The 19,545-nt window shown below is 58.5% G+C and carries 19 protein-coding genes and 2 pseudogenes; 5 read left to right on the plus strand and 16 right to left on the minus strand.

The window, feature by feature from the left end:
* Positions 1-264 (minus strand): annotated as a pseudogene (locus BM229_RS17495) (IS6 family transposase); the annotation flags it as partial.
* Positions 265-352: 88 nt separating this feature from the next.
* Here BM229_RS17495 and BM229_RS17500 point away from each other — a divergent pair.
* Positions 353-808, plus strand: coding sequence for a polysaccharide biosynthesis/export family protein (locus BM229_RS17500; RefSeq protein WP_420855265.1), 456 nt, complete (start codon positions 353-355; stop codon positions 806-808).
* 55 nt (positions 809-863) lie between these two features.
* Here the strand turns inward: BM229_RS17500 and BM229_RS17505 are convergent, their stop codons facing one another.
* The 12 genes from BM229_RS17505 to BM229_RS17560 all read right to left on the minus strand — a co-directional run bounded on the left by BM229_RS17505 (position 864) and on the right by BM229_RS17560 (position 12,817).
* On the minus strand, positions 864-1,634 hold the full coding sequence (locus BM229_RS17505; RefSeq protein ID WP_093928939.1) for an SDR family oxidoreductase: 771 nt from the start codon (positions 1,632-1,634) through the stop codon (positions 864-866).
* On the minus strand, positions 1,634-2,557 hold the full coding sequence (locus BM229_RS17510; protein WP_093928940.1) for a dihydrodipicolinate synthase family protein: 924 nt from the start codon (positions 2,555-2,557) through the stop codon (positions 1,634-1,636). Before BM229_RS17510 ends, BM229_RS17505 begins: the two co-directional genes overlap by 1 nt.
* A gap of 11 nt (positions 2,558-2,568) precedes the next feature.
* Positions 2,569-3,225, minus strand: a complete 657-nt coding sequence (locus tag BM229_RS17515; protein WP_093928941.1) for an aspartate/glutamate racemase family protein — start codon at positions 3,223-3,225, stop codon at positions 2,569-2,571.
* A complete protein-coding gene (locus BM229_RS17520; protein ID WP_093928942.1) occupies positions 3,222-4,667 on the minus strand; it encodes an amidohydrolase family protein in 1,446 nt (481 codons plus the stop codon). The genes BM229_RS17515 and BM229_RS17520 overlap by 4 nt, the downstream gene beginning before the upstream one ends.
* Positions 4,657-6,099: an ABC transporter substrate-binding protein gene (locus BM229_RS17525; RefSeq protein WP_093928943.1), complete on the minus strand. Its 1,443-nt coding sequence runs from the start codon at positions 6,097-6,099 to the stop codon at positions 4,657-4,659. Before BM229_RS17525 ends, BM229_RS17520 begins: the two co-directional genes overlap by 11 nt.
* Entirely contained in the window at positions 6,096-7,130 is a 1,035-nt protein-coding gene (locus BM229_RS17530) for an ABC transporter ATP-binding protein (protein WP_093928944.1), read from the minus strand. The genes BM229_RS17525 and BM229_RS17530 overlap by 4 nt, the downstream gene beginning before the upstream one ends.
* Entirely contained in the window at positions 7,127-8,122 is a 996-nt protein-coding gene (locus BM229_RS17535) for an ABC transporter ATP-binding protein (protein WP_093928945.1), read from the minus strand. Before BM229_RS17535 ends, BM229_RS17530 begins: the two co-directional genes overlap by 4 nt.
* Positions 8,122-8,994 carry an ABC transporter permease gene (locus tag BM229_RS17540; protein ID WP_093928946.1) on the minus strand — a complete coding sequence of 291 codons (873 nt, stop codon included), beginning with the start codon at positions 8,992-8,994 and terminating at the stop codon, positions 8,122-8,124. Before BM229_RS17540 ends, BM229_RS17535 begins: the two co-directional genes overlap by 1 nt.
* 12 nt (positions 8,995-9,006) lie before the next feature.
* The gene (locus BM229_RS17545; RefSeq protein WP_093928947.1) at positions 9,007-9,972 is read right to left on the minus strand and encodes an ABC transporter permease; all 966 of its coding nucleotides are present in this window, start codon (positions 9,970-9,972) and stop codon (positions 9,007-9,009) included.
* Positions 9,973-10,049: 77 nt separating this feature from the next.
* Positions 10,050-11,555, minus strand: a complete 1,506-nt coding sequence (locus BM229_RS17550; protein WP_244152268.1) for an ABC transporter substrate-binding protein — start codon at positions 11,553-11,555, stop codon at positions 10,050-10,052.
* 128 nt (positions 11,556-11,683) lie between these two features.
* A complete protein-coding gene (locus BM229_RS17555; RefSeq protein WP_093928949.1) occupies positions 11,684-12,076 on the minus strand; it encodes a VOC family protein in 393 nt (130 codons plus the stop codon).
* A 93-nt stretch (positions 12,077-12,169) separates the two neighbouring features.
* A complete protein-coding gene (locus BM229_RS17560; protein WP_093928950.1) occupies positions 12,170-12,817 on the minus strand; it encodes a GntR family transcriptional regulator in 648 nt (215 codons plus the stop codon).
* Between the two features lie 79 nt (positions 12,818-12,896).
* On the opposite strand from BM229_RS17560, the gene hydA reads away from it, so the two are divergent.
* Positions 12,897-14,333 carry a dihydropyrimidinase gene (hydA, locus tag BM229_RS17565; RefSeq protein WP_244152270.1) on the plus strand — a complete coding sequence of 479 codons (1,437 nt, stop codon included), beginning with the start codon at positions 12,897-12,899 and terminating at the stop codon, positions 14,331-14,333.
* Positions 14,334-14,377: 44 nt separating this feature from the next.
* Here hydA and BM229_RS17570 read toward each other — a convergent pair whose 3' ends face one another.
* Genes BM229_RS17570 through BM229_RS17580 form a run of 3 tightly spaced genes read right to left on the minus strand, consistent with a single transcriptional unit; the run spans position 14,378 to position 17,338 of the window.
* Complete coding sequence (locus BM229_RS17570) at positions 14,378-15,490, minus strand: C4-dicarboxylate TRAP transporter substrate-binding protein (RefSeq protein ID WP_139226310.1); 1,113 nt, start codon at positions 15,488-15,490, stop codon at positions 14,378-14,380.
* A 28-nt stretch (positions 15,491-15,518) separates the two neighbouring features.
* The gene (locus BM229_RS17575; protein WP_093928951.1) at positions 15,519-16,829 is read right to left on the minus strand and encodes a TRAP transporter large permease; all 1,311 of its coding nucleotides are present in this window, start codon (positions 16,827-16,829) and stop codon (positions 15,519-15,521) included.
* Positions 16,826-17,338: a TRAP transporter small permease gene (locus BM229_RS17580; protein WP_093928952.1), complete on the minus strand. Its 513-nt coding sequence runs from the start codon at positions 17,336-17,338 to the stop codon at positions 16,826-16,828. The genes BM229_RS17575 and BM229_RS17580 overlap by 4 nt, the downstream gene beginning before the upstream one ends.
* A 132-nt stretch (positions 17,339-17,470) precedes the next feature.
* Between BM229_RS17580 and BM229_RS17585 the strand changes: the two genes are divergently transcribed.
* The 3 genes and pseudogenes from BM229_RS17585 to BM229_RS17595 all read left to right on the plus strand — a co-directional run.
* On the plus strand, positions 17,471-18,367 hold the full coding sequence (locus BM229_RS17585; protein WP_167360295.1) for a LysR family transcriptional regulator: 897 nt from the start codon (positions 17,471-17,473) through the stop codon (positions 18,365-18,367).
* 71 nt (positions 18,368-18,438) lie between these two features.
* Positions 18,439-19,209: an alpha/beta hydrolase gene (locus BM229_RS17590; protein ID WP_167360296.1), complete on the plus strand. Its 771-nt coding sequence runs from the start codon at positions 18,439-18,441 to the stop codon at positions 19,207-19,209.
* 72 nt (positions 19,210-19,281) lie between these two features.
* Positions 19,282-19,545, plus strand: a pseudogene (locus tag BM229_RS17595) (IS6 family transposase); the annotation flags it as partial.

A 19,545-nucleotide genomic window follows, 5' to 3' on the forward strand; every position in this document is an offset into this window, starting at 1 on the left:
ACCGACGCGGATGTAGGTCTCATCGACATGCCATTGCAGCCCTCGCCAGGAACGATGGCCACCATAGGCCCGTTTGCGGATCTCGGGGCCGAACTTCCTGACCCAGCGGTGGATCGTGGAGGCATCGACCGTCACCCCGCGCTCGGCCAGCAAATCGCGGACGTCGCGGCACGACAGCGGGTAGCGACAGTACCAGCGCACCGCTAGAAGGATGATCTCCCGAGGGAAACGATGCCGCTTGAACGGATTCTTGCGCTGTGCCATCGGACCCCCCATCATTACCAACCCAAGGAACTTGCGGTGGTCGGGCAGTTAATGCAACGGACCCCGCCAAGCAGCTCGGCAGGCGGCATTGAATGAGTTACAGCTCGAAGTTAACCTGCGCCGCGGTCAGCTTCTGGAAGCACGTGAAAATTATCAATCACGGATCGATCTCGGGGCAGATGACCGCGATTATGTTTATTTAACCGGTGAAGTCGGAAAGCAATCTCGGTTTCCTCTGCCCTACGATCGCAAAGCAACCTTGGCCGACGCGATGTTCGCGCAGGCCGATGGTGTCACGGTCGAGACGGGAGACGTTTCACAGATCTACGTGCTGCGGGCTTCTTCTGATCCGCGCGAGTTTGGGGCAGTAACGGCATGGCATCTTGATGCGCGCAATGCGGCGAACTATGCGCTTAGCACAAAATTTGAATTGCGCCCCGATGACATCGTATTTGTGGCCCAACAGCCGATTACCAAGTGGAACCGCGCTGTGGCACAGGTTGTGCCGTCACTGATTAGCGTGACGAACGCAGCGACAAATTGAAAAATGGGGTTGGCGCCCATGCGGCGGGCGCCAACCCCTTTCCAGGTTACCGGCACTAGATACCTCGGATCGCACCCCCATCAATCCGGATGCGCGACCCCGTGACGTAGCTCGCCCGTTCAGATGCAAGGAATGTCACCACATCAGCGAATTCTTCGGGCTTGCCGTAGCGCCCCGCAGGGATCGTCGCGCGTGACTTTGCGGCCACCTCGGCCACATCGCTCTGTGTGCGTTTCGCGGCAGCAGCGTCGAGTTCATCGACACGCTGGGTATGGATGCGCCCGGGCATAACCACATTGACCGTGACCCCATCGCCTGCGACTTCGCTCGCCAAGGTCTTTGACCAGCCAACCACTGCCGAGCGGATACCGTTGCTGAGGGCGAGGTTCGGGATCGGCTGTTCAACCCCGGATGAGGTGATCGAAATGATCCGGCCCCAGCCCTTCTCTTTCATAGCGGGCAACAGCCGCGTATTGAGGTGGAATAGATTTGCAGCCATCGCCTCAAAATGCGCGAGCCATTGGCCGCGCTCTGCGGCCTGTGCTGATCCCGGAGGCGGGCCGCCGCCGTTGTTGACGATAATATCCGCGCCACCCTCGAAAAGCAGGCTGTCGGCCAAGGCGTCCACCTGCGCGAGGTCCGACAGGTCGCATTCAACCGGGCGCACATTTTCTGTGCCGTTGGCCCAAGCTTCAATCTTGTCACGGCTGCGCGCCGCGGCGAAAACGGTGACGCCCTCAGCGGCGAGCGATTTCGCAATGGCCATCCCAAGGCCACGGCTAGCCCCCAGAACGAGCGCGCGTTTGCCGGTAATTTGCAGGTCCATCAATTCAATTCCTTCAGTCGTTTTTCCTGTCGCGCGATCAGCCTGTCGACTTCGGCGCGGGTGGCGTCAGTGAGCGGCGATCCGGGGCGGCGCAGGGTGTCATGGGCGATGATACCGCGCCGTGCGAGTGTGTATTTACGGATGGCGAGACCCAGCCCCGGCTGCTGTTCAAACCGAGCCAGCGGAAGATAGGCGTCAAAGATGTCCTGGGCGCGGCTGGCCTCCCTCTTGTCGTAAAGATTGGCCACCTGCACCATCATTTCGGGATAGGCAAAGCCGGTCATCGCGCCATCGGCACCGCGGGCCATCTCTTCGGGCAAAAACAACCCGCCATTGCCGCAAAGGATCGACAGTGGGCGCGTGAGTACCCCCTCGGCGCGCAAGGCGCTGATCTTTTCCAGGCCGGGCCAATCTTCGTGTTTGAGACAGACACAAGTGGGCAAGTTGTTAACGATCCGCGCAATCACTTTTGGCGCGATCTGAACGCCGGTAACCAGCGGGAAATCCTGCAAGACAAAGGGAACATTGCCCAGCACCTCAGCGACCTGCGTGTAGTAGTTCACGATCTGGTCGTCGGTGCGCAGGCTGCCGGGCGGGGCAACCATCACGCCTGCCGCGCCCAGATCCATCACCGCGCGGGTCAGCGTATCGATCTGCGCAAACCCCGGTGCGGAGACACCAACAACGACCGGCACGCGACCTTCGACGCGGGCCAAGATCCGCGCCACGACCTCGCGGGATTCCTCGATCGTGAGCTTGGGTGCTTCGCCCATCATACCCAGAACGGTCAGTCCTGTGGCACCCGCTTCAAGATAAAAGTCGACCATGCGGTCGCAGCTCTCCATGTCGATCTGCCCATCGGGGTGGAAGGGGGTGACGGCAATGACAAAGACGCCCTTGGCGTCTGCTGTAAGTGCGGGCATGTTCTCTCCAATCAAGTCTGTTGCAGGGCGACCCGACCGATGGCCATGGCAGTCGCGGTTTGGCAGGGTTCTATCACCGGAACGCCAAGCTCGGTTTCAAGGTCGCGTCGAAAAGCGGTCATACCTGCGCAGCCAAGGATCAGCACATCGGCCCCCGCCCCATCGCGCAGGGAGGTGCCCACGGTTTTGAGCCGCTCAAAGGTTCGGGCCTGATCAGACAGTTCCAGCACGCCCAGTTCCAGCGGTTCGTCACCGGCAAGCCGGTCCATCACGCCCATGGCACCGAGATAGCGCATGTGCCGCGGGATGGATCGACGCAGGATCGACAAGATGCCGAAGCGTTGGCCAAGGGTCATGGCCGTCAGGACCGCCGCTTCGGCAATGCCAAGTACGGGGCGGTTGGATTGCTCTCGCAGAGCGGCAAGGCCGGGATCGGAGAAACAAGCAACAACGAAAGCGCTGGCCTGTTCTTCAAGCGCGGCACAGTGAGCGAGCAGTGGCCCGACAACTCCATACACATGCGCCTGCGTTTCGATCCCCGGCGGGCCTTCGGAAAGCGTGCGCGCGGCGATCGGAACCGGGCTGGATGTGCGCATAGGATCAACGGCGCGGTCAATGCCATCGGTCACATGCTGGCTGCTGTTGGGGTTAATGATGTAGATCGTCATGGCTGCGTTTCCTTCTGGCCCCAGAAATCGATGGGCAGAGCAAGATCTTCTGCACCGCCTATTCGTTCAATCATCAATGCGGCTTCGGCAGCGGCAGCGCGCAACACCTCAGACTCATCCAGTCGCGTGGCTCGGGCCTCGCGTAGGACCATTTCGCCTCCGACCATCACGTTGCTCACGTCATTGCCGTTGGCAAAGCAGACCAACCGATGGACAGGCATATTACCGGGCTGAAGGTGTGGACGCGCAAGGTCGAGCGTGACGATATCCGCAGCCTTGCCAACTTCCAGCGAGCCGATACGGTCCTCCATTCCAAGCGCCTTTGCCCCGTCGATGGTGCACATCTCCAGCACTTTGCCGATGGGCAGCACATCGGCATCCCGGAAGTGGCGTCGGTGGTAATGCATCGCTTGCTGCATGTGGCGGAACATATCGCCCGAACGGTCCGGTGCCGTGGCGTCTGAGCCAAGTGCCACACAAGCGCCAAGTTCCATCACCTCAGTCGCGGGGCAACGGCCCGCGATAGAGGCATTGGCGGAGGGGTTATGCGCAATTTTCGTGTTGGTTTTCGCTACCAAATCGATCTCATCGTCATGCAAATCAATGCAATGCGAAAGTAGCGCGTCTGGCCCCAACAGGCCTAGCTTCTCAGCCCGTCGGATAGACCCCCGCCAGTGGCCATCTTGGGTAAAGATCAACCCCCTATTGCGTGCATAGGCTCGCACAGCGCGGCTTTGATCGCAGGCGGTAGCATAGTCTCCGGCCACCATGTCGCGCTGATGCTCATCGCGTAACACGGGATAGAGCATGGCGATGTTGATCCGACCCTCATGTGTGCCGTGCCAGTCCTCCGCTACGGCTTTGGTCGTGTCGAACTGCTGCTCGAAACTGACCTGATAAGACCGCTGCGCAGCTTGATCCCAATCGGCGTAGGTAATGGGGTGAGGCGCGCGGGTGGGGCCGATGGCAACGACAGAGCGGGTGCCGACCTCTAAAACGCCACGGCAATGCGCAGCGGCATAGTCGGGGTGGTCGCTGCGCATGATCGTATCGCCGCCGCCCAACAAGGAAACACCAGTCGTCACGCCAAAGCGCAACCGCTCAAGTGCCGCGAGCCGCGCCTCTGCGTACCAAAAATCGGGGGGCGACGCCTGCGTATAGACCTTACCGCAGATCGCTTCCCAACGATCACCGCCATGCATTCCCATCGTCTTGACCAACCCGTGACCCGCATGGGCGTGGACGTCGATCAGACCGGGAAAGACGACATGGCCGGTGATGTCGATCACCTCTGCTGCATGCACCTGTTCGCCCAATTCCGCGGCCGTGCCGATGGCGGTAATCATGCCATTCGACACGGCGACCGCGCCGTTTTCGATCACCCGCCGTTCGGGGTCCATGGTGACGACAGCACCGCCGGTCAAAAGCGTGTCAGCCTGCAAGGGCACTCTCCTCCAACAGGGGTAATTGGGGCACGTCGATCACCCCGTCGGCGGGCATGGTAAAGTCCGGATGCTCTCCCGCAATCCCGATCACCCGCAGCGGGTTGTAGAGGGTGAGCCACGCCGGATCGTCTTGCAGCAACGCGTAAGCCCGTCGCCAAATTTCGGCGCGCGCTGCACGGTCGGTCGTGATGCAACCCTTGTCGATCAGCGCCTCGATTTCGGGATTGGCATAGCCCTGCCACCACGAACCGGCGACGCGGCTGTCGATTTTCTCATAAAGCACGCGGTAGGTGCTCATCGGGCTTGAATCGAAAACGCAAAGGTCTCGGATTTCTTTGCGCCTCACCATATGGGCATAGTCTTCGCGCTCAGGATGGATGTGCACATTGAGCGTAATACCCACCTTGCCAAGTTGCGCGGCAAGAGCACCGGTAAGCCGTTCGGCTTCATCAGGTAACCGCGTGGGGCAATCGACTTCGAATGTGAGGCCGTCACCGTGTCCTGCCTCAGCCAGCAATGCGCGGGCTATTTCATGATCCATCTCAGCGCCCGTCCCCTGCCCTGCGCCAAAATGGTTGGGGCTGATGAAACCGCGCAAGGGCCGTGCGGCTCCCTGCATGACCGTTGCAACAATGGCTTCGCAATCTACCGCGAGGCTCAACGCCCGGCGAACCCGCGCGTCGGCAAGCGGACCTTTCGCAGCATTGAGCAAATAGATAATCGCCACCGGAGACAGGAATTCATGGCGCATCGCCCCAAGGGAGCGAGAGGCTTCAAATTCCAACCCATTGGCCACCTGAACAGTCCCATTGGCCAACATTGCTTGCCGCTTTGCTGCATCAGTCTCCAGTAACCAAGTGACTTTATCATTCGCAGGGGTGTCTGAAAAATGCCCATCAACGCGCAGGGCACTGATTTGGCTCGGCGTAATTTCCACAATGCGATACGGGCCGCTCCCGACCTGTGCACTATGATCGCCTGCGTCCAGCGCAGCAAAGGCCGAAGGCGCAACAATGAACCCCTGCTCCAACACATCAAGCAGGTCGGCCATTGGCGCGGTCAGGGTGACACGCAGTTGCGTCGCGCTGAATACTTCAAGCTTTGCCCCGCCCAGAAATTGCCGCCAGACGGCGGGCGCGCCAAGGGTATAACCTTTGTCTTCCCGCGCCATACGCTCAAGCGACGCAGCCACAGCGGTTGCATCACAGGGTGTACCATCGTGAAACTGCACGCCTGCTTGCAAGGTAAAGTCCCAAACACAGGCATCGTCAGACACAAACCACTCCCGCGCAAGTGCAGGGACAAACCCCTGCCTATCGCGTTTCACCAACGTATCATAGATGGCGTGCAGCACCGTCAGCTCATCATTCGCATCGGTACAATCATGCGGATCATGCAGCCCCAGCCGGGCCTGTGCGATAATGGTCATACAACATCCCTTTCCGGCTCATCAATCAAATGACAGGCGACTGTTTGTCCCTCACCCACATCGCGTAAGCTGGGCCGCTCAGCGGCGCAGCGGTCCCATGCAAAGGGGCAACGGGTGCGAAAGCAGCAGCCCGAGGGCAGGGACAGGGCCGAAGGCACCTCGCCCGTAAGTTCTATCTCTTCCTTGTCGCGCTTTTCCTTGATGCTCGGCGCCGCGGAAAGCAGTGCACGGGTGTAAGGATGGCGCGGGCGGGAGAAGAGCACATCGCGGGGGGCGTTCTCGACCATAAAGCCCAAATACATCACGCCAATCTTGTCGGCGATATGATGCACCACCGATAGGTCATGACTGATGAACAGATAGGCCAGTCCAAACTCATCGCGCAGGTCTTTCATCAAGTTGAGAATCTGCGCCTGAATGGAGACGTCGAGCGCTGAGACCGGTTCATCCGCGACGATCAGCCCCGGCGTGACCGACAGCGCGCGGGCAATTCCGATCCTTTGCCGCTGTCCACCCGAAAACTGATGCGGATAGCGCCCGGCGTGTTCCGCGTTAAGGCCAACACGCGCCAGAAGCGCTTCGATCTTCGCCGGAACCTCACGCCGCTCAGCAGCAGTGGTCGTCTGCTGAAGCAGAGGTTCGGCTACAATGTCCCGCACCTTTTGGCGCGGATTCAGCGAGGCATAGGGATCTTGAAAAATCATCTGCATCTTGGCGCGGACAGGCAACATCTGTGCAAAGTCATGCTCGGCCACATCTTCCCCGTCGATGCGCAGCTCACCGCCCGTGGGTTTGTAAATCCGCGCGATGGTCTTGGCGACGGTTGACTTTCCGCAGCCGCTTTCGCCGACCAACGCCATGATCTCTCCACGCTCGATGCTAAAGTTGACCCCGTTCACCGCACGGACAACCGGACGGTCCAGCCGCGGCCCCTTTTTGCCGAAACGCAGTCGCTCTAAGACAGAGCCTCCCAATGAGAAATGCATTTCAAGATTTCGCACTTCGAGCATCGGTGCAGTGGCGTCAATCATGCGGTTTCTCCGGGGCTCAAGGGGAAGTGGCAGGCGGCAGATAAGGACCCCCGCTGCGCTGTCAGGATCGGCTCAACCTCAGCACAGAGAGCCTGCGCGCGGGGGCAACGGTCACGGAAATTGCAACCTTTGGGGAGATTGCGGATGTCCGGCACGGTACCGGGGATCTGTTGAAGCCGCTCGTGCCGGTTCGATAGATCGGGGATGCTGTCAATCAAACCGCGCGTATAAGGATGTGCCGGGGCCTCGATCAATTCGCGCGTGCGCCCGCGTTCGACCACGTTGCCGCAGTAAAGTACGGTGATATGGTCGGCCATCTCGGACACCACGGCAAGGTCGTGGGTCACGAGGATCATCGACGCGCCCTTTTCGGCGATCTGGCGACGCATGAGCTTCAGGATCTGGCTTTGGATCGTCACATCAAGCGCTGTGGTGGGCTCATCCGCGATGATCAGCCGGGGCCGCGCCAATAGCGCGATGGCGATGACGACCCGTTGCCGCATGCCACCGGAGAACTGATGCGGATAGGCTTTGAGGCGCTCTTCCGCACGGGAGATACCGACGCTTTCCAGCATCTCGACGCAGGCGGTATGGCGTGCTTTTGCGTCAAGCTCGCTATGCAAGCGCAGCACTTCGTCCATCTGGCGACCAACACTATGCAGCGGGTTGAGTGACGTCATCGGGTCTTGAAACACCATTGAGATGTCGCGCCCCCGGATCTCGCGCAGCCGTGTTTCGCCCGCTTTCACAAGGTCTTCGCCATCGAGCAGGATCTGCCCGCCTTCAATTTTTCCGGGACTGTCGATCAGGCCGAGGATCGAGAACCCAACGACCGATTTACCACCCCCCGACTCGCCGACCAGCCCCATGACTTCGCCCGAGGCGATATCAAAACTGACGCCGTTCACGGCCTTCACGGTGCCTGCAAATGTGTGGAAATATGTCCGCAGATTGCGCACCTCAAGCAGCTTGGGCTGTGCTGTATCTGCCATTATTTCAACCTCGGGTTCAGTTCGTCACGTAGGAAATCGCCAAACAGGTTAATGCCGAAAACCAACATCATGATCGCTACGCCCGGGAAAACACTGGTCCACCACAGGCCAGAGAAGAGCACGTCAAACCCATTCTTGATAAGCAAGCCCAGTGAAGGCTGAGTGATCGGCACGCCGACGCCAAGAAAGGAAAGCGATGCTTCGATCAGTACAAATGTGCCCACCTGAATGGTGGCGATGACGATGAGCGGCGTTAAAACATTGGGCAGGACATGTTTGCGGATGATCTTGGCATTGGGCAGCCCCGCGACCTTGGCCGCCTGCACATATTCCTTTTCGATCTCCGACAGGGTCGAGCCGCGGACGGTCCGGGCATAGACCACCCAGCCCACTGCCGTGAGCGCGATCAGCACCTTATCGACCCCAGTGCCCACCGCAGACATCAAAAACAGCGCAATCAGGATCGACGGAAAGGACAGCTGAATATCCGCGACCCGCATGATGATGCTGTCAACAAGGCCGCCGTAGAACCCGGCGATCAGCCCCAGCAACGTGCCGATGGCACAAGAGGCCACCATGGCAACCAGCCCGATGAACAGCGAAATCCGCGCGCCATAGAGAATCGACGCCCAGACATCGCGTCCCTGCCCGTCTGTGCCAAGCCAGAATTGCGCGTCGCCGCCGTCGAGCCAGACCGGAGGCTTATAGCTGTCCATCAGGTTAAGCGCGGCGATATCATAGGGGTTCTGGCTCACCACGAAAGGACCGACCAGAACCGCCAGAGCAAAGAACGCCATTAGCGCACTGCCGATCATCGCAGAGGAACTGCGGCGGTAGTTGAAGAAGAATTCAGATTGGAAGAACGCCGTCATGTCACCGCCCCTTCATTTCAAAGTGATGCGCGGGTCGATCAGCGTATAGACGATATCGACAAGGAAATTGATGATCACAAAGATCAACGCGACCAGCATGAGATAGACCACGATCACAGGTCGGTCGGCGCGGTAGATGCTGTCGATCAGCAGCTTGCCCATGCCGGGCCAAGAAAAAATCGTCTCGGTGATGGTGGCAAAGGCGATGAGGTCGCCCAGTTGCAGGCCGAAGATGGTGATGACCGGGATCAGCGCGTTTTTCAGCCCGTGCTTGTATAGCACATCCCGCCGCGTGGCGCCTTTGGCGCGGGCGAACTTCATGAAGTCCTGACGCCCAACCTCCATCATGCCCGCGCGGGTCATGCGCAGCAAGATCGCCATGGTGGCAAGCGAGAGGGTCACGGCAGGCAGAATGATGTGATGCCAGCCATCGGCGGTCAGCAGACTGATGCGCAGACCAAAAAATTCTGCGGTGTCGCCCCGCCCAGAAGAGGGAAAGAACCCCCAATGCACGGCAAAGAGAAAGATTAGCACCATGCCGACCCAGAAGCCCGGCAGCGAGATGCCCAGAAGCGAGCCTGCCATGATGGTGCGGCTGATCCGGCTCTCAGGGTTTGCCCCGGCATAGACGCCAAGCGGAATGGCTACGGCCAGCGCGAGTGCCATGGCGACCAACACCATTTCGACAGTTGCGGGGAGACGCTCAAGGATCAGCGTCATCGCAGGCTGGCGGAAGACGTAGGAATTCCCGAAATCTCCCTGCACAAGGCTTGAGATGAAGCGCCAATATTGCACAAGCAAAGACTGATCGAGCCCCAGAATACGCCGCGCTTGTGCGATCTCGGCGTCGGTGGCATCGATGGGCACGACCATGAACACCGGATCGCCGGTGAAACTCATCATCAAGAAGACGATCACAGAGACGACCCAAAGCACAAGGGTCATCTGGATCAGGCGTTTCAGCAGATATCCGAACATCGGCGACTACAGTCTTTCGCTGGCAGGAAGAGATGTGATCCCGGCGACGGCAAGCCGCCGGGAACGCGCTGCGTGGCTTACTCAGCAACGTCCATGTCATAGGCCCAGAGGAACTTATCGACGCGAGGCTCAAGCGTAACCCCATCACGCACGGCATAGATGTCCTGCTCGTAATGCACGGGAATCATTGGAATATCGGCAAGCAGCAGTTTAGAGGCTTCCTGCAGGTACTGGTCCCGCTCTTCAATGCTCGGCGTGGCATCGGCCTTATCGACCAGCTCGTCCAACTCCGGGTTAGAGTAGGAGCCACGGTTGACCTGGCCGTAACCTTCCTTTTTGTCGCGGGTGTAGAACAGCGCGCCGTACATAGAACCTGCATCGCCCGCTGGCACATCCCAGCCCGACATGATGAAGCTCGACTGCTCAGTAGGCACGCGGATGTAGCCCCAGAAGTTCGACTTGGGCATGATGTTAAGCTGCAGATTAATGTTGATCTTGGCCAGCATTGAGGCCAGCGCCTGCGCGATCTGTGCATCGTTGACATAGCGGTTGTTGGTGGCGTCCAGTGTCATGGTGAAGCCATCCGCATACCCCGCATCAGCCATCAGTTCTTTGGCCTTTTCGATGTCCACCGGATACATCTCGCGAAAGCTCATACCTTCGGCATAGCCGATGTGTGAAGCTGGAACGAATTGATCGCTCGGTGTGGCCAGTCCGTTCATGACGATCTTGTTAATCGCATCGGTATCAATGGCGCGGGCGATGGCTTCGCGGACGCGCTGATCGACCATCGGGTTATCCCCTTCGATGGTTGGCGATTTGGCGCGGGTGTCCATCGCGAGCACCACATTCAGCAAGCTGGGGCGTGTGACAACTTCGAAACCGTCTTCGCGCTTCACGCGGTCTACATCACGCACGGCGAGATCTTGAATTACATCGACTTCGCCAGTCAGCAGTGCAGCCGTGCGGGTCGCCGGGTTTGTAATCGGGCGGAAAGTAACCGTGTCGATCTTAGGCGCGCCTGCCCAGTATCCGTCAAACGCGTTAAGCGTTAGCTTCTCTTCCTTGATCCACTCACCAAGCATATAGGGTCCAGTGCCCATCGGCTCGAGATCCATCTTTTCATCGCCGGTTTCGGTCGTGTAATCACTATCGAGGATCAACAGTTCCGCCAGATCATTTGGCAGAACGGCATAGGGCTTTGGCGTCGTGATCTCGACCGTGAGATCATCCACAGCGGTGATAGAGGCGATATTGGCGACCAGATCAGGACGGATTGAAGTCCGGGCTTTTTCGACGGTAAAGACCACATCGTCGGCGGTGAAATCATTGCCGTTGTGGAACTTCACACCGTCACGCAACTTGAAGCGCCATGTGGTGTCATCAACGTTTTCCCAGCTCTCGGCAAGGCCGGGGCCAAAAGACAGATCCGCGCTACGCTTCACCAGCGGATCATAGAGATGGTAATATATAATGTTGGACGACAGCTCTTCTCCAGCCAACGGATAAAGGTGGCTGGGGTCTGCTGTCAGGCCGATGGTCACCGATTTCTCGGCCAAAGCCGCGCCCGCGGTGGCAGCCATCAAGGCTAGACCGAGCGCGCTGGCGTGCAGTGCAGTTTCACTGAGGTATTTCATTGCAAGTTCTCCACTGTTGGATGGGTGACGGGGCCGCTTGTCCGACCCTCATTCAATTTTGTTATGGGAATGGATCAGTGACCGGGGCGCGCGGTTTGCACTTCGATCTGGTAGCCTTCGGGATCATTCATCGCGAAGGCGCGAATGCCGAGTTCTTCGCTGTCGAACATCTTGGTCAGACCGGGGACGGCATTGGCCTCGGCCCACGCATACCATGCGTCAACATCTGACACCCGCAGACAGAGTTGTACGGTTTTTTTCTCCTGCCACTTCTGCATGCCACGGGTCTCGTCCACGAGGCCGACATGGGCCTGGCCGTCGATGCGGTAGATTTTTGACCAACCCTGATCAATGGCGAGGGTCAGGCCTAATACATCTTCGTAAAAGCGCATCGCCGTCGGCAAATCGCGGTAATACTGAAAGGTGATCGCGAGAACGATACCGCCCTCGGGTCGTTGCGCTTGCATGGAATCCCCACTGCGTTCCTGATTGGTATCCTGATGGTATACACTCGGAATGCTGAGTCAACCGCCTTTGCACAGCGCGGACTCTGGTGAGAGTCAGAAGGGGTGGTAAATGTGAGAGATAATGGATTCGCGAACGTTACCCAAATGCAGCTTCATCGCCGCGCTGGCGGCTTCCGGCTTTTGCGCGATTACGGCATCAATCAGGGCAATGTGTTCTTCACAGCCGGGCACCAGACGGTCGGGGATCGAGCCTTGATCATACATGCCAGTCTTGACCTTTAGCCCTTCGATTAGCTCCAACAAAAGTTTGGAGCCCGCCATCTCTGCAAGGATAGAGTGAAGCCGCATATCCAGCGCTGAATGCTCAGGTGCAGACGGGCGCGGTCCATCTATAAATAATTGAATAACCGATCTAATTTTCTCAAGTTCTTCGGTGGGCTTGCCCGACGCTGCTGCTTTGCGCGCCGCTTCACACTCCAGCAAACTCCGCACATGAAGGATCTCCATGATCTCATTCAAAGAAACACTTGAAACAACCGGCGCGCTGCCCGCGCTGCGTTTAGCAAGCCCCTCGCTCACCAATTGAGCGATCGCTTCGCGCACGGGGGTGCGTGACACACCCAAATGGTCGGCGAACTTCTTTTCACTCAACCGGCTGCCTGGCTCCAGCGATCCGTCCAAAATCATCGCTTTTAGCCGCTTGAAGGTGGTATCCCCAAGTGTCTCTACCTTATCGACCATATCACCTCCTATTGGCGGGCAATAGCCCGCCCCCTCCGCCAGATGTCTTTCATGGTATACCATATGGTATACGCGTGGTATGGTTAATTTCACACCATTGTCACAGCATATCGTCGAGGTCGCCATGCAAAGCAAACAGATAGATACCATCGTTCGAGGCGGTACCGTCGTTACCCCCGCTGGCATTGCGGTGCAGGACATCGCTCTTTCAAACGGAAAGATTGTAGACTTGGGCGAAGCAATTACATCTTCCGCCCCGTCAGAGCTCGACGCTCGTGGCCTGCTGGTGCTGCCGGGCGGCGTGGACACCCATTGCCATATCGAACAGATGTCTGGCGCCGGGTTGATGAATGCCGACACGTTCCGCACCGCCACCCGCTCTGCCGCAATGGGTGGAACGACGACAACCGTCTCATTCGCAGCGCAACATGCAGGTCAGAAGATGCGGCAGGTCGTGAACGATTATGCCACGCTCGCTGAAAAAGGTGCCGTGATCGACCACGCCTTTCACATGATCGTCGCCGATACCGGCAACGGAAATCTAACAGAGGATATTCCTGCACTTATCGCAGAGGGTCATCGTTCGATTAAGATTTTCACCACCTACGCTAAGGTGCGCCAAGATGACAAATCGATCCTCGACATCCTCGCGCTGGCCCGTGACGCTGGGGCAATGGTCTGTTTCCACGCCGAGAATGACGGGTTGATCGGCCATATGACCGAAAAGCTGTTGGCCGAAGGCAGGACCGCGCCAAAGTATCACGCCGAGTCGCACCCCCGCGCGGCAGAGATCGAGGCGATCGACCGAATGTGCCGCTTTGCAGAATTCACCGGCGCACGCATTATGATTTTTCACGTCTCTACCCGCGAAGGGGCGGAGATCGTTCGGCAAGCGCGCGCCCGTGGCGTGATGGTACAGGCCGAGACTTGTCCGCATTACCTCTTCATGACCGTCGATATTCTGGAGCGCGATAACCCGGCGCGCTTCATGTGCTCACCTCCACAACGCAGCCCCGACGATCAAGAGGCGCTTTGGGACGCGATTGCCGATGGCACGATTGAACTAGTTACCTCGGATCATGCGCCCTACCGGCTGGATGCGAGCGGTAAATTCGCCCATGGTGAGGATGCGCCCTTTAACCAAATCGCCAATGGGATGCCGGGATTAGAGACCCGGTTGCCGCTGATGTTCAGCGCCATGGTCAGCGAGGGGCGCATGGGGGTTGAGGCTTTTGCACAGCTGACCGCCACCGCCCCTGCCCGCGCCTTTGGATTAGACAGCAAAGGTGCGATTGCCAAAGGCTTAGACGCCGATCTCGCGATTTGGGATCCCGAGGTGAGCCATACCTATGGCCCGAATGACCTGCATGATAACACAGGGTATAACCCTTTTGAGGGCACCACGATTAAAGGCATGCCCCGCCACGTCTTTTCACGCGGCGAAATGCTGGTGCGTGATCGACGCCTCGTCACGGAGGCACCCCGAGGGCGGTGGCTCTCAATGAGTGCGCGGTAAGGGCGCCCTCGCAGCGCCCCTACCTTTTTTTACCGTTCTTAACCTTAGTTCATGCCGTAGTTTGCACGGTCCAGCTTGTCGTAAATTTCTGCCTTGGCCAGTGCAGCCAACGCATCTGTGTTAGTGTGATCCACGTCGGCCAGCAGATCGGCCCAGCGATCCACAATGCGTTTATAATCTTCCAGCAGTGCTTCGGGGTTCTCGATCCCACGGCCCTTGGCATTCTCGATCAACACAGCTTCATCCGCTTTCACGAATTCCGCGAGCGAATCCTGAAGTGCCTGATCCGGTTCGAAGACTTCCATGCCGCCCTCTTTGGCAGCGGAGACGGCTTTCTCTACGTCCTTGTCGAACTCAACACGGTGCTGCGCAAGATAGTATGCCATCTGGTCAAACAGAACATTGCGCGACTCTTCGGAAAGGCCCTGCCAGAATGTCGGATTATAGCCCCATTCGAAACCGGCGTAGTAGTTGCCCACGGCCAGCATATTTAGATGTGTAACCACGTCTGATAGCGAAAACGAATCCAGCGCATCGGCTGCCGCTACGGCACAGTCGAGCGAACCCGTGTCGAGACCGGTGTACATCTCGCTTGATGGGATCGACACGGGAACCGCGCCAACATGTTCCGCAAAGCGCGACCAAGCACCACCGGCCATGCGCAGCCGTTTGCCTTGGATGTCCTCATAGGTTGCGACGGGCGTGTTGCACATCATGTAATATTCTGAGGTCGAGTAACCGCCGCCAAAAACCACGCCATTTTCTTTCCACTCGGCCAAGGCGGCCTCATTGGTCAGGCCAAACTCGGTCGAGGCAAAGGCCATGACCATCGGGTCGGTGTTGTAGAAGGCGAAGTTGCCGATCAGGTTGGCAACTGGCAACTCGGATGGGGTATAAGTGCCCGCGTGGTAAGTCACCTGTGCTACGCCGTCGCGCACGCCTTGCAAGGATGCCGCAGGCGGCAGCAACGAACCACCGGCGAACACGGTGAAGTTCACGTCGCCGTTGGTTTCCTCGGCTACACGTTCGGCGAATTCCACATAGGGACCGCGCACCATCGAATGGCGCTCTGCAAAAAAGTGGTTCGCGTTCTGCGCGACGGCAGCGGTGCCGAGCCCACAAGCCGCAAGGGCCATAATGGATATGTTCAGTTTCATATTGTCGTCTCCTCCGGTTAAAAAAGTATCACTGCGCCATGAGTGAGGGCAGGAACAAACTGATCGCAGGAAAGGCGATCAGGATCAAAAGCGTCACGATATCCATCGCGATGAACCACGTCGTGCCCGAGATGATGTCCCGCAGCTTGACCTCGCCCGACAGCGCGCTGTGGAGGACGTAAAGGTTCAGACCTACAGGGGGTGTCACAAGGCCGATCTCCAGCAGTTTGATGCAAATGATACCGAACCAAATCAGGTTGATGTCTGCGGCTTCTAAGACCGGCAGCAAGATCGGCAGGGTCAGCAAGATCAGACCAATTGAATCGATCACCATTCCCAAGATTACGAAAAGCGCAGCAATCATCAGGATGATCACGATTTGATTGTCAGAGACCGAGAGCATCATATCGGTCAGCGCGCGGGGAACGCCCGATAGCCCCATGAACCGGGTGAACATTACCGCCCCGATGGACAAAAAGAAGATCGAAGATGTTGCCAGCGTTGTCTGACGGATCGCCTCAGCCAGTGCTTTACGGGTCAGCGATCGGCGCAACAAAGCGACCGCCGCGGCGAGGAAAGCTCCCACGGCCCCGGCTTCGGTCGGGGTGAAAAAACCGCCAAAAATGCCACCCAAAACGCCCAGCACAAGGACCGGGAAGGGCCAGACAGACCAAAGCAGGCCAAGCAGTTGCGTACGGTCAATCCGCTCAACAACTGGCGGTGCGAGCGACGGCGTGACGGTGGCCCGCACGGTGATCATCGCCATATAGACAAAAGCTGACAGCACGCCGGGAATGACGCCTGCGATAAACAACTGACCAATCGATTGCTCGGTAAAAATGCCATAAAGCACCATAAGGATCGACGGTGGGATAAGTGAGCCGAGCGTGCCCGAGGCCGCGACCACGCCGGTGGCGAGCGACGGGTGGTATTTCGCCTTCAGCATTTCCGGTACGGCAATTTTCGACATCGCGGCAGTCGTCGCGATGGAAGAGCCGGAAGCGGCGGCGAACAAGCCACATGCCCCAACACTCGCCGAAGCCAACCCACCCGGCACCCGCGCCAGCAACACGCGCAGCAGGTCAAATGCGCCTGCTGTCAGCCCCGTGTTCGCAGCGATAAACCCCATGAACAGGAACATCGGGATCGCGGTCAGCGACCAATCCCCGATCAAATTGAACGGCATGGCGCTGACGATGCCAAGGGCGGCTTGCAGGTTGAACATGATGGTGATGCCGACGAATGACACCGCCATCAACGCTGTACCGATGGACATCCGAAAAGCCAGCAGGCCGAACAGCGTGCCAACGCCGATCCAGCCGATAACAAGATTGCTCATGACACACCCCCATCAAGCTCAGACTGCGTGACGGGCTGCCCTTGCAGCACCAATACCGCGCGCAAAAAAGCGGCGAGGCTGGCAAGGCCAAAGCCAAGCGGCAGAACCATGCGCGACGGCCAGACGATAACTTCGCGCCCGCCCATCACGACCTCACCCACACGCAGCGCGCGCATCGCATCAAGGCCCGTACGCCATGACATGACCGCAAGGATCGCAGCCGCAGCGAGGCAACTGAAGATCAGCGCGAGTTTTTGCAGCCAGCTTGGAAAGTGATTGAACAGCAGGTCGACCGAGATCTGCTGGTCCTGCATCTCAACAAAGGCCATCGGCAGCATGACCAGCGCGACCATATAATAGTAGGACGACATCTCGACCGTGCCTTGGATAGGCGCGTTCCACACCAGTTTAGCGACAACATCTGCCACGATGTTCAGCATCATCGCGATGACACCGAACCCGCCAATAAACATCAGCCAAGAGCATAATCTGTTGAACAGCGACAGCATCGGGCCTCCTCCCCATACCAAGACGGGATCTGGGCCCGTAATTCCGATTCAACCTCTCCGCTTGCGGTTCAGTTGACAAATAGCGATGGCTGATCGACTGATAACGAAACGCGATCATCATGGAAAATGCGCATGGACGACAGTAGAAAACCCACACGGCTTGACCTTCGGCATCTGCGGTACGCTTTGGCCGTGGCCGATGCCAGCGGGTTTCGCGCGGCCGCTGAAATGCTCAATATCGCGCAACCCGCCATTTCGAAAGCCGTGAAAGACACCGAAATTGATCTTGGATTTCAGATTTTTGACCGCAGTGTTCCGCGTGTGATCCCCACACCTGAGGGGGCGGTCTTCCTTGAAGATGCCCGCCAGACGGTCGCACAGTTCGAGCGCACGATACGCGCATCACGCAAGAACGCGGCCGGCGCACGGGGGCATATCATCGTCGGCTACTCCGCCCTCGCCACATCGCGGCAAATTTCCGAGGCGCTGGATGCCTTTCATAGCTCCGTGCCGGGCGTGCAGGTCGAAATGCATGTCATGTCTACTGATAACATGCTGAAAAACCTTAAGTCCGGCGTGATCGACCTTGGGTTTTTACTGTCTCATCCCACCGTCGGCGCGCCGGGGATCGAGCAGATGCCAGTATGGAGGTCCCGCATCGGTGTGGTCGCCCCCGCCGGAGAGGCCCCCGCACAGGTGAAGGATTTGGAGGATGCGCCCTTCGTCATGGGTCTGCGGGAAAATTGGCGTTCGTGGCGCGCCCTTCTCGACAGCGCATTTGACAGGGCCAACCTCAGCCCTGTGGTGGTCGATGAAGCTTGGGACGTGCAGGTGATCTTGCAGCGCGTGGCCGAAAGGCGGGGCGTGACGCTTTTCCCCCTGAGCATGGCCAACAGTCTGCCCGCCGCATTGGAACTCGTGCCAATCGAGGGGCTTGATGCAGAGGCGACGATTTCCATGGCATGGAGCATCAAGGCGGATACCGGACTCTTGCGCCAGTTTCGCAATCACTTTCCCCCGCTAGGTTGATCGCGTTCGGTTATCGCACGATACCACAAGTCTATTTGCGTAATCCGCCCATAGCGCGATTTTATGCCTCTATGAAACAAATGCCGATCGCACCCTTCGACCTGCCCGAAGCGCAGCCTTTTCTTCTCGAAGGCAGCGATACTGGCTTTCTCTTTTTCCACGGGTTCACCAGTACCCCCCAAAGCGTGAGCAACGTCGCCCAGCACGTACACAGGATCAGCGGTGCCACAGTGTACTGCCCGCTGCTAGATGGCCATGGAGAGGCCCCTACCGCCTTGGCAAAGACGGGCCAAGCCGATTGGGTGGCCTCCGCCGAGACGGCGCTCGAAACCTTATCATCGCGCTGCGCACGGGTGATCGTCGGGGGGCTTTCTCTGGGCGCAACTCTGTCGCTCAATCTCGCCGCTCGGATGCCGGATAAGATACAGGGCGTGATCAGCATCAATGGCTCAACCGGGCTGTACCGCCCCGAAGTGGTGGCACCGCTCTATGAGACCGGAGGAGCTGCGTTCATCGAAGGGATAGGTTCCGATATCGCCGAACCGGGGATGACCGAGATCTGCTATGACCGCATCCCGCGAGAAACGCTAAAAGAGCGCTTTCTTTTGACCAACGCCACCGGCGCGCTGCTGCCGCTGATACGGCAACCTATTTTGATCCTGCAATCGCGACGCGATAATGTGGTCGACCCAAAAAACGCGCCGCGCATTGCGACATCAGTAGGGTCAAGCGAGATACATCTCTGCTGGTTAGAGCGGTCTTATCACGTGGCAACGCTGGATTATGACCGAAGTTTGATCGCCCAACGGATTGCTGGGTTTCTGGGGCAGGTAGCATCCTAACCAGGTTGGGGTCCGTTGCATTAACTGCCCGACCACCGCAAGTTCCTTGGGTTGGTAATGATGGGGGGTCCGATGGCACAGCGCAAGAATCCGTTCAAGCGGCATCGTTTCCCTCGGGAGATCATCCTTCTAGCGGTGCGCTGGTACTGTCGCTACCCGCTGTCGTGCCGCGACGTCCGCGATTTGCTGGCCGAGCGCGGGGTGACGGTCGATGCCTCCACGATCCACCGCTGGGTCAGGAAGTTCGGCCCCGAGATCCGCAAACGGGCCTATGGTGGCCATCGTTCCTGGCGAGGGCTGCAATGGCATGTCGATGAGACCTACATCCGCGTCGGT

This window comes from Sulfitobacter dubius (assembly GCF_900113435.1).
In the GTDB taxonomy this organism is placed as follows: Bacteria; Pseudomonadota; Alphaproteobacteria; order Rhodobacterales; family Rhodobacteraceae; genus Sulfitobacter; species Sulfitobacter dubius.

Bases quoted from the DNA above. Each gene is read 5' to 3' on its own strand.
- BM229_RS17505 (WP_093928939.1), bottom strand. From the start codon at position 1,634: ATGGACCTGCAAATTACCGGCAAACGCGCGCTCGTTCTGGGGGCTAGC.
- BM229_RS17510 (WP_093928940.1), bottom strand. From the start codon at position 2,557: ATGCCCGCACTTACAGCAGACGCCAAGGGCGTCTTTGTCATTGCCGTC.
- BM229_RS17515 (WP_093928941.1), bottom strand. From the start codon at position 3,225: ATGACGATCTACATCATTAACCCCAACAGCAGCCAGCATGTGACCGAT.
- BM229_RS17525 (WP_093928943.1), bottom strand. From the start codon at position 6,099: ATGACCATTATCGCACAGGCCCGGCTGGGGCTGCATGATCCGCATGAT.
- BM229_RS17530 (WP_093928944.1), bottom strand. From the start codon at position 7,130: ATGATTGACGCCACTGCACCGATGCTCGAAGTGCGAAATCTTGAAATG.
- BM229_RS17535 (WP_093928945.1), bottom strand. From the start codon at position 8,122: ATGGCAGATACAGCACAGCCCAAGCTGCTTGAGGTGCGCAATCTGCGG.
- BM229_RS17540 (WP_093928946.1), bottom strand. From the start codon at position 8,994: ATGACGGCGTTCTTCCAATCTGAATTCTTCTTCAACTACCGCCGCAGT.
- BM229_RS17545 (WP_093928947.1), bottom strand. From the start codon at position 9,972: ATGTTCGGATATCTGCTGAAACGCCTGATCCAGATGACCCTTGTGCTT.
- BM229_RS17550 (WP_244152268.1), bottom strand. From the start codon at position 11,555: ATGGCTGCCACCGCGGGCGCGGCTTTGGCCGAGAAATCGGTGACCATC.
- BM229_RS17555 (WP_093928949.1), bottom strand. From the start codon at position 12,076: ATGCAAGCGCAACGACCCGAGGGCGGTATCGTTCTCGCGATCACCTTT.
- BM229_RS17560 (WP_093928950.1), bottom strand. From the start codon at position 12,817: ATGGTCGATAAGGTAGAGACACTTGGGGATACCACCTTCAAGCGGCTA.
- hydA (WP_244152270.1), top strand. From the start codon at position 12,897: ATGGTTAATTTCACACCATTGTCACAGCATATCGTCGAGGTCGCCATG.
- BM229_RS17570 (WP_139226310.1), bottom strand. From the start codon at position 15,490: ATGAAACTGAACATATCCATTATGGCCCTTGCGGCTTGTGGGCTCGGC.
- BM229_RS17575 (WP_093928951.1), bottom strand. From the start codon at position 16,829: ATGAGCAATCTTGTTATCGGCTGGATCGGCGTTGGCACGCTGTTCGGC.
- BM229_RS17580 (WP_093928952.1), bottom strand. From the start codon at position 17,338: ATGCTGTCGCTGTTCAACAGATTATGCTCTTGGCTGATGTTTATTGGC.
- BM229_RS17585 (WP_167360295.1), top strand. From the start codon at position 17,471: ATGGACGACAGTAGAAAACCCACACGGCTTGACCTTCGGCATCTGCGG.
- BM229_RS17590 (WP_167360296.1), top strand. From the start codon at position 18,439: ATGAAACAAATGCCGATCGCACCCTTCGACCTGCCCGAAGCGCAGCCT.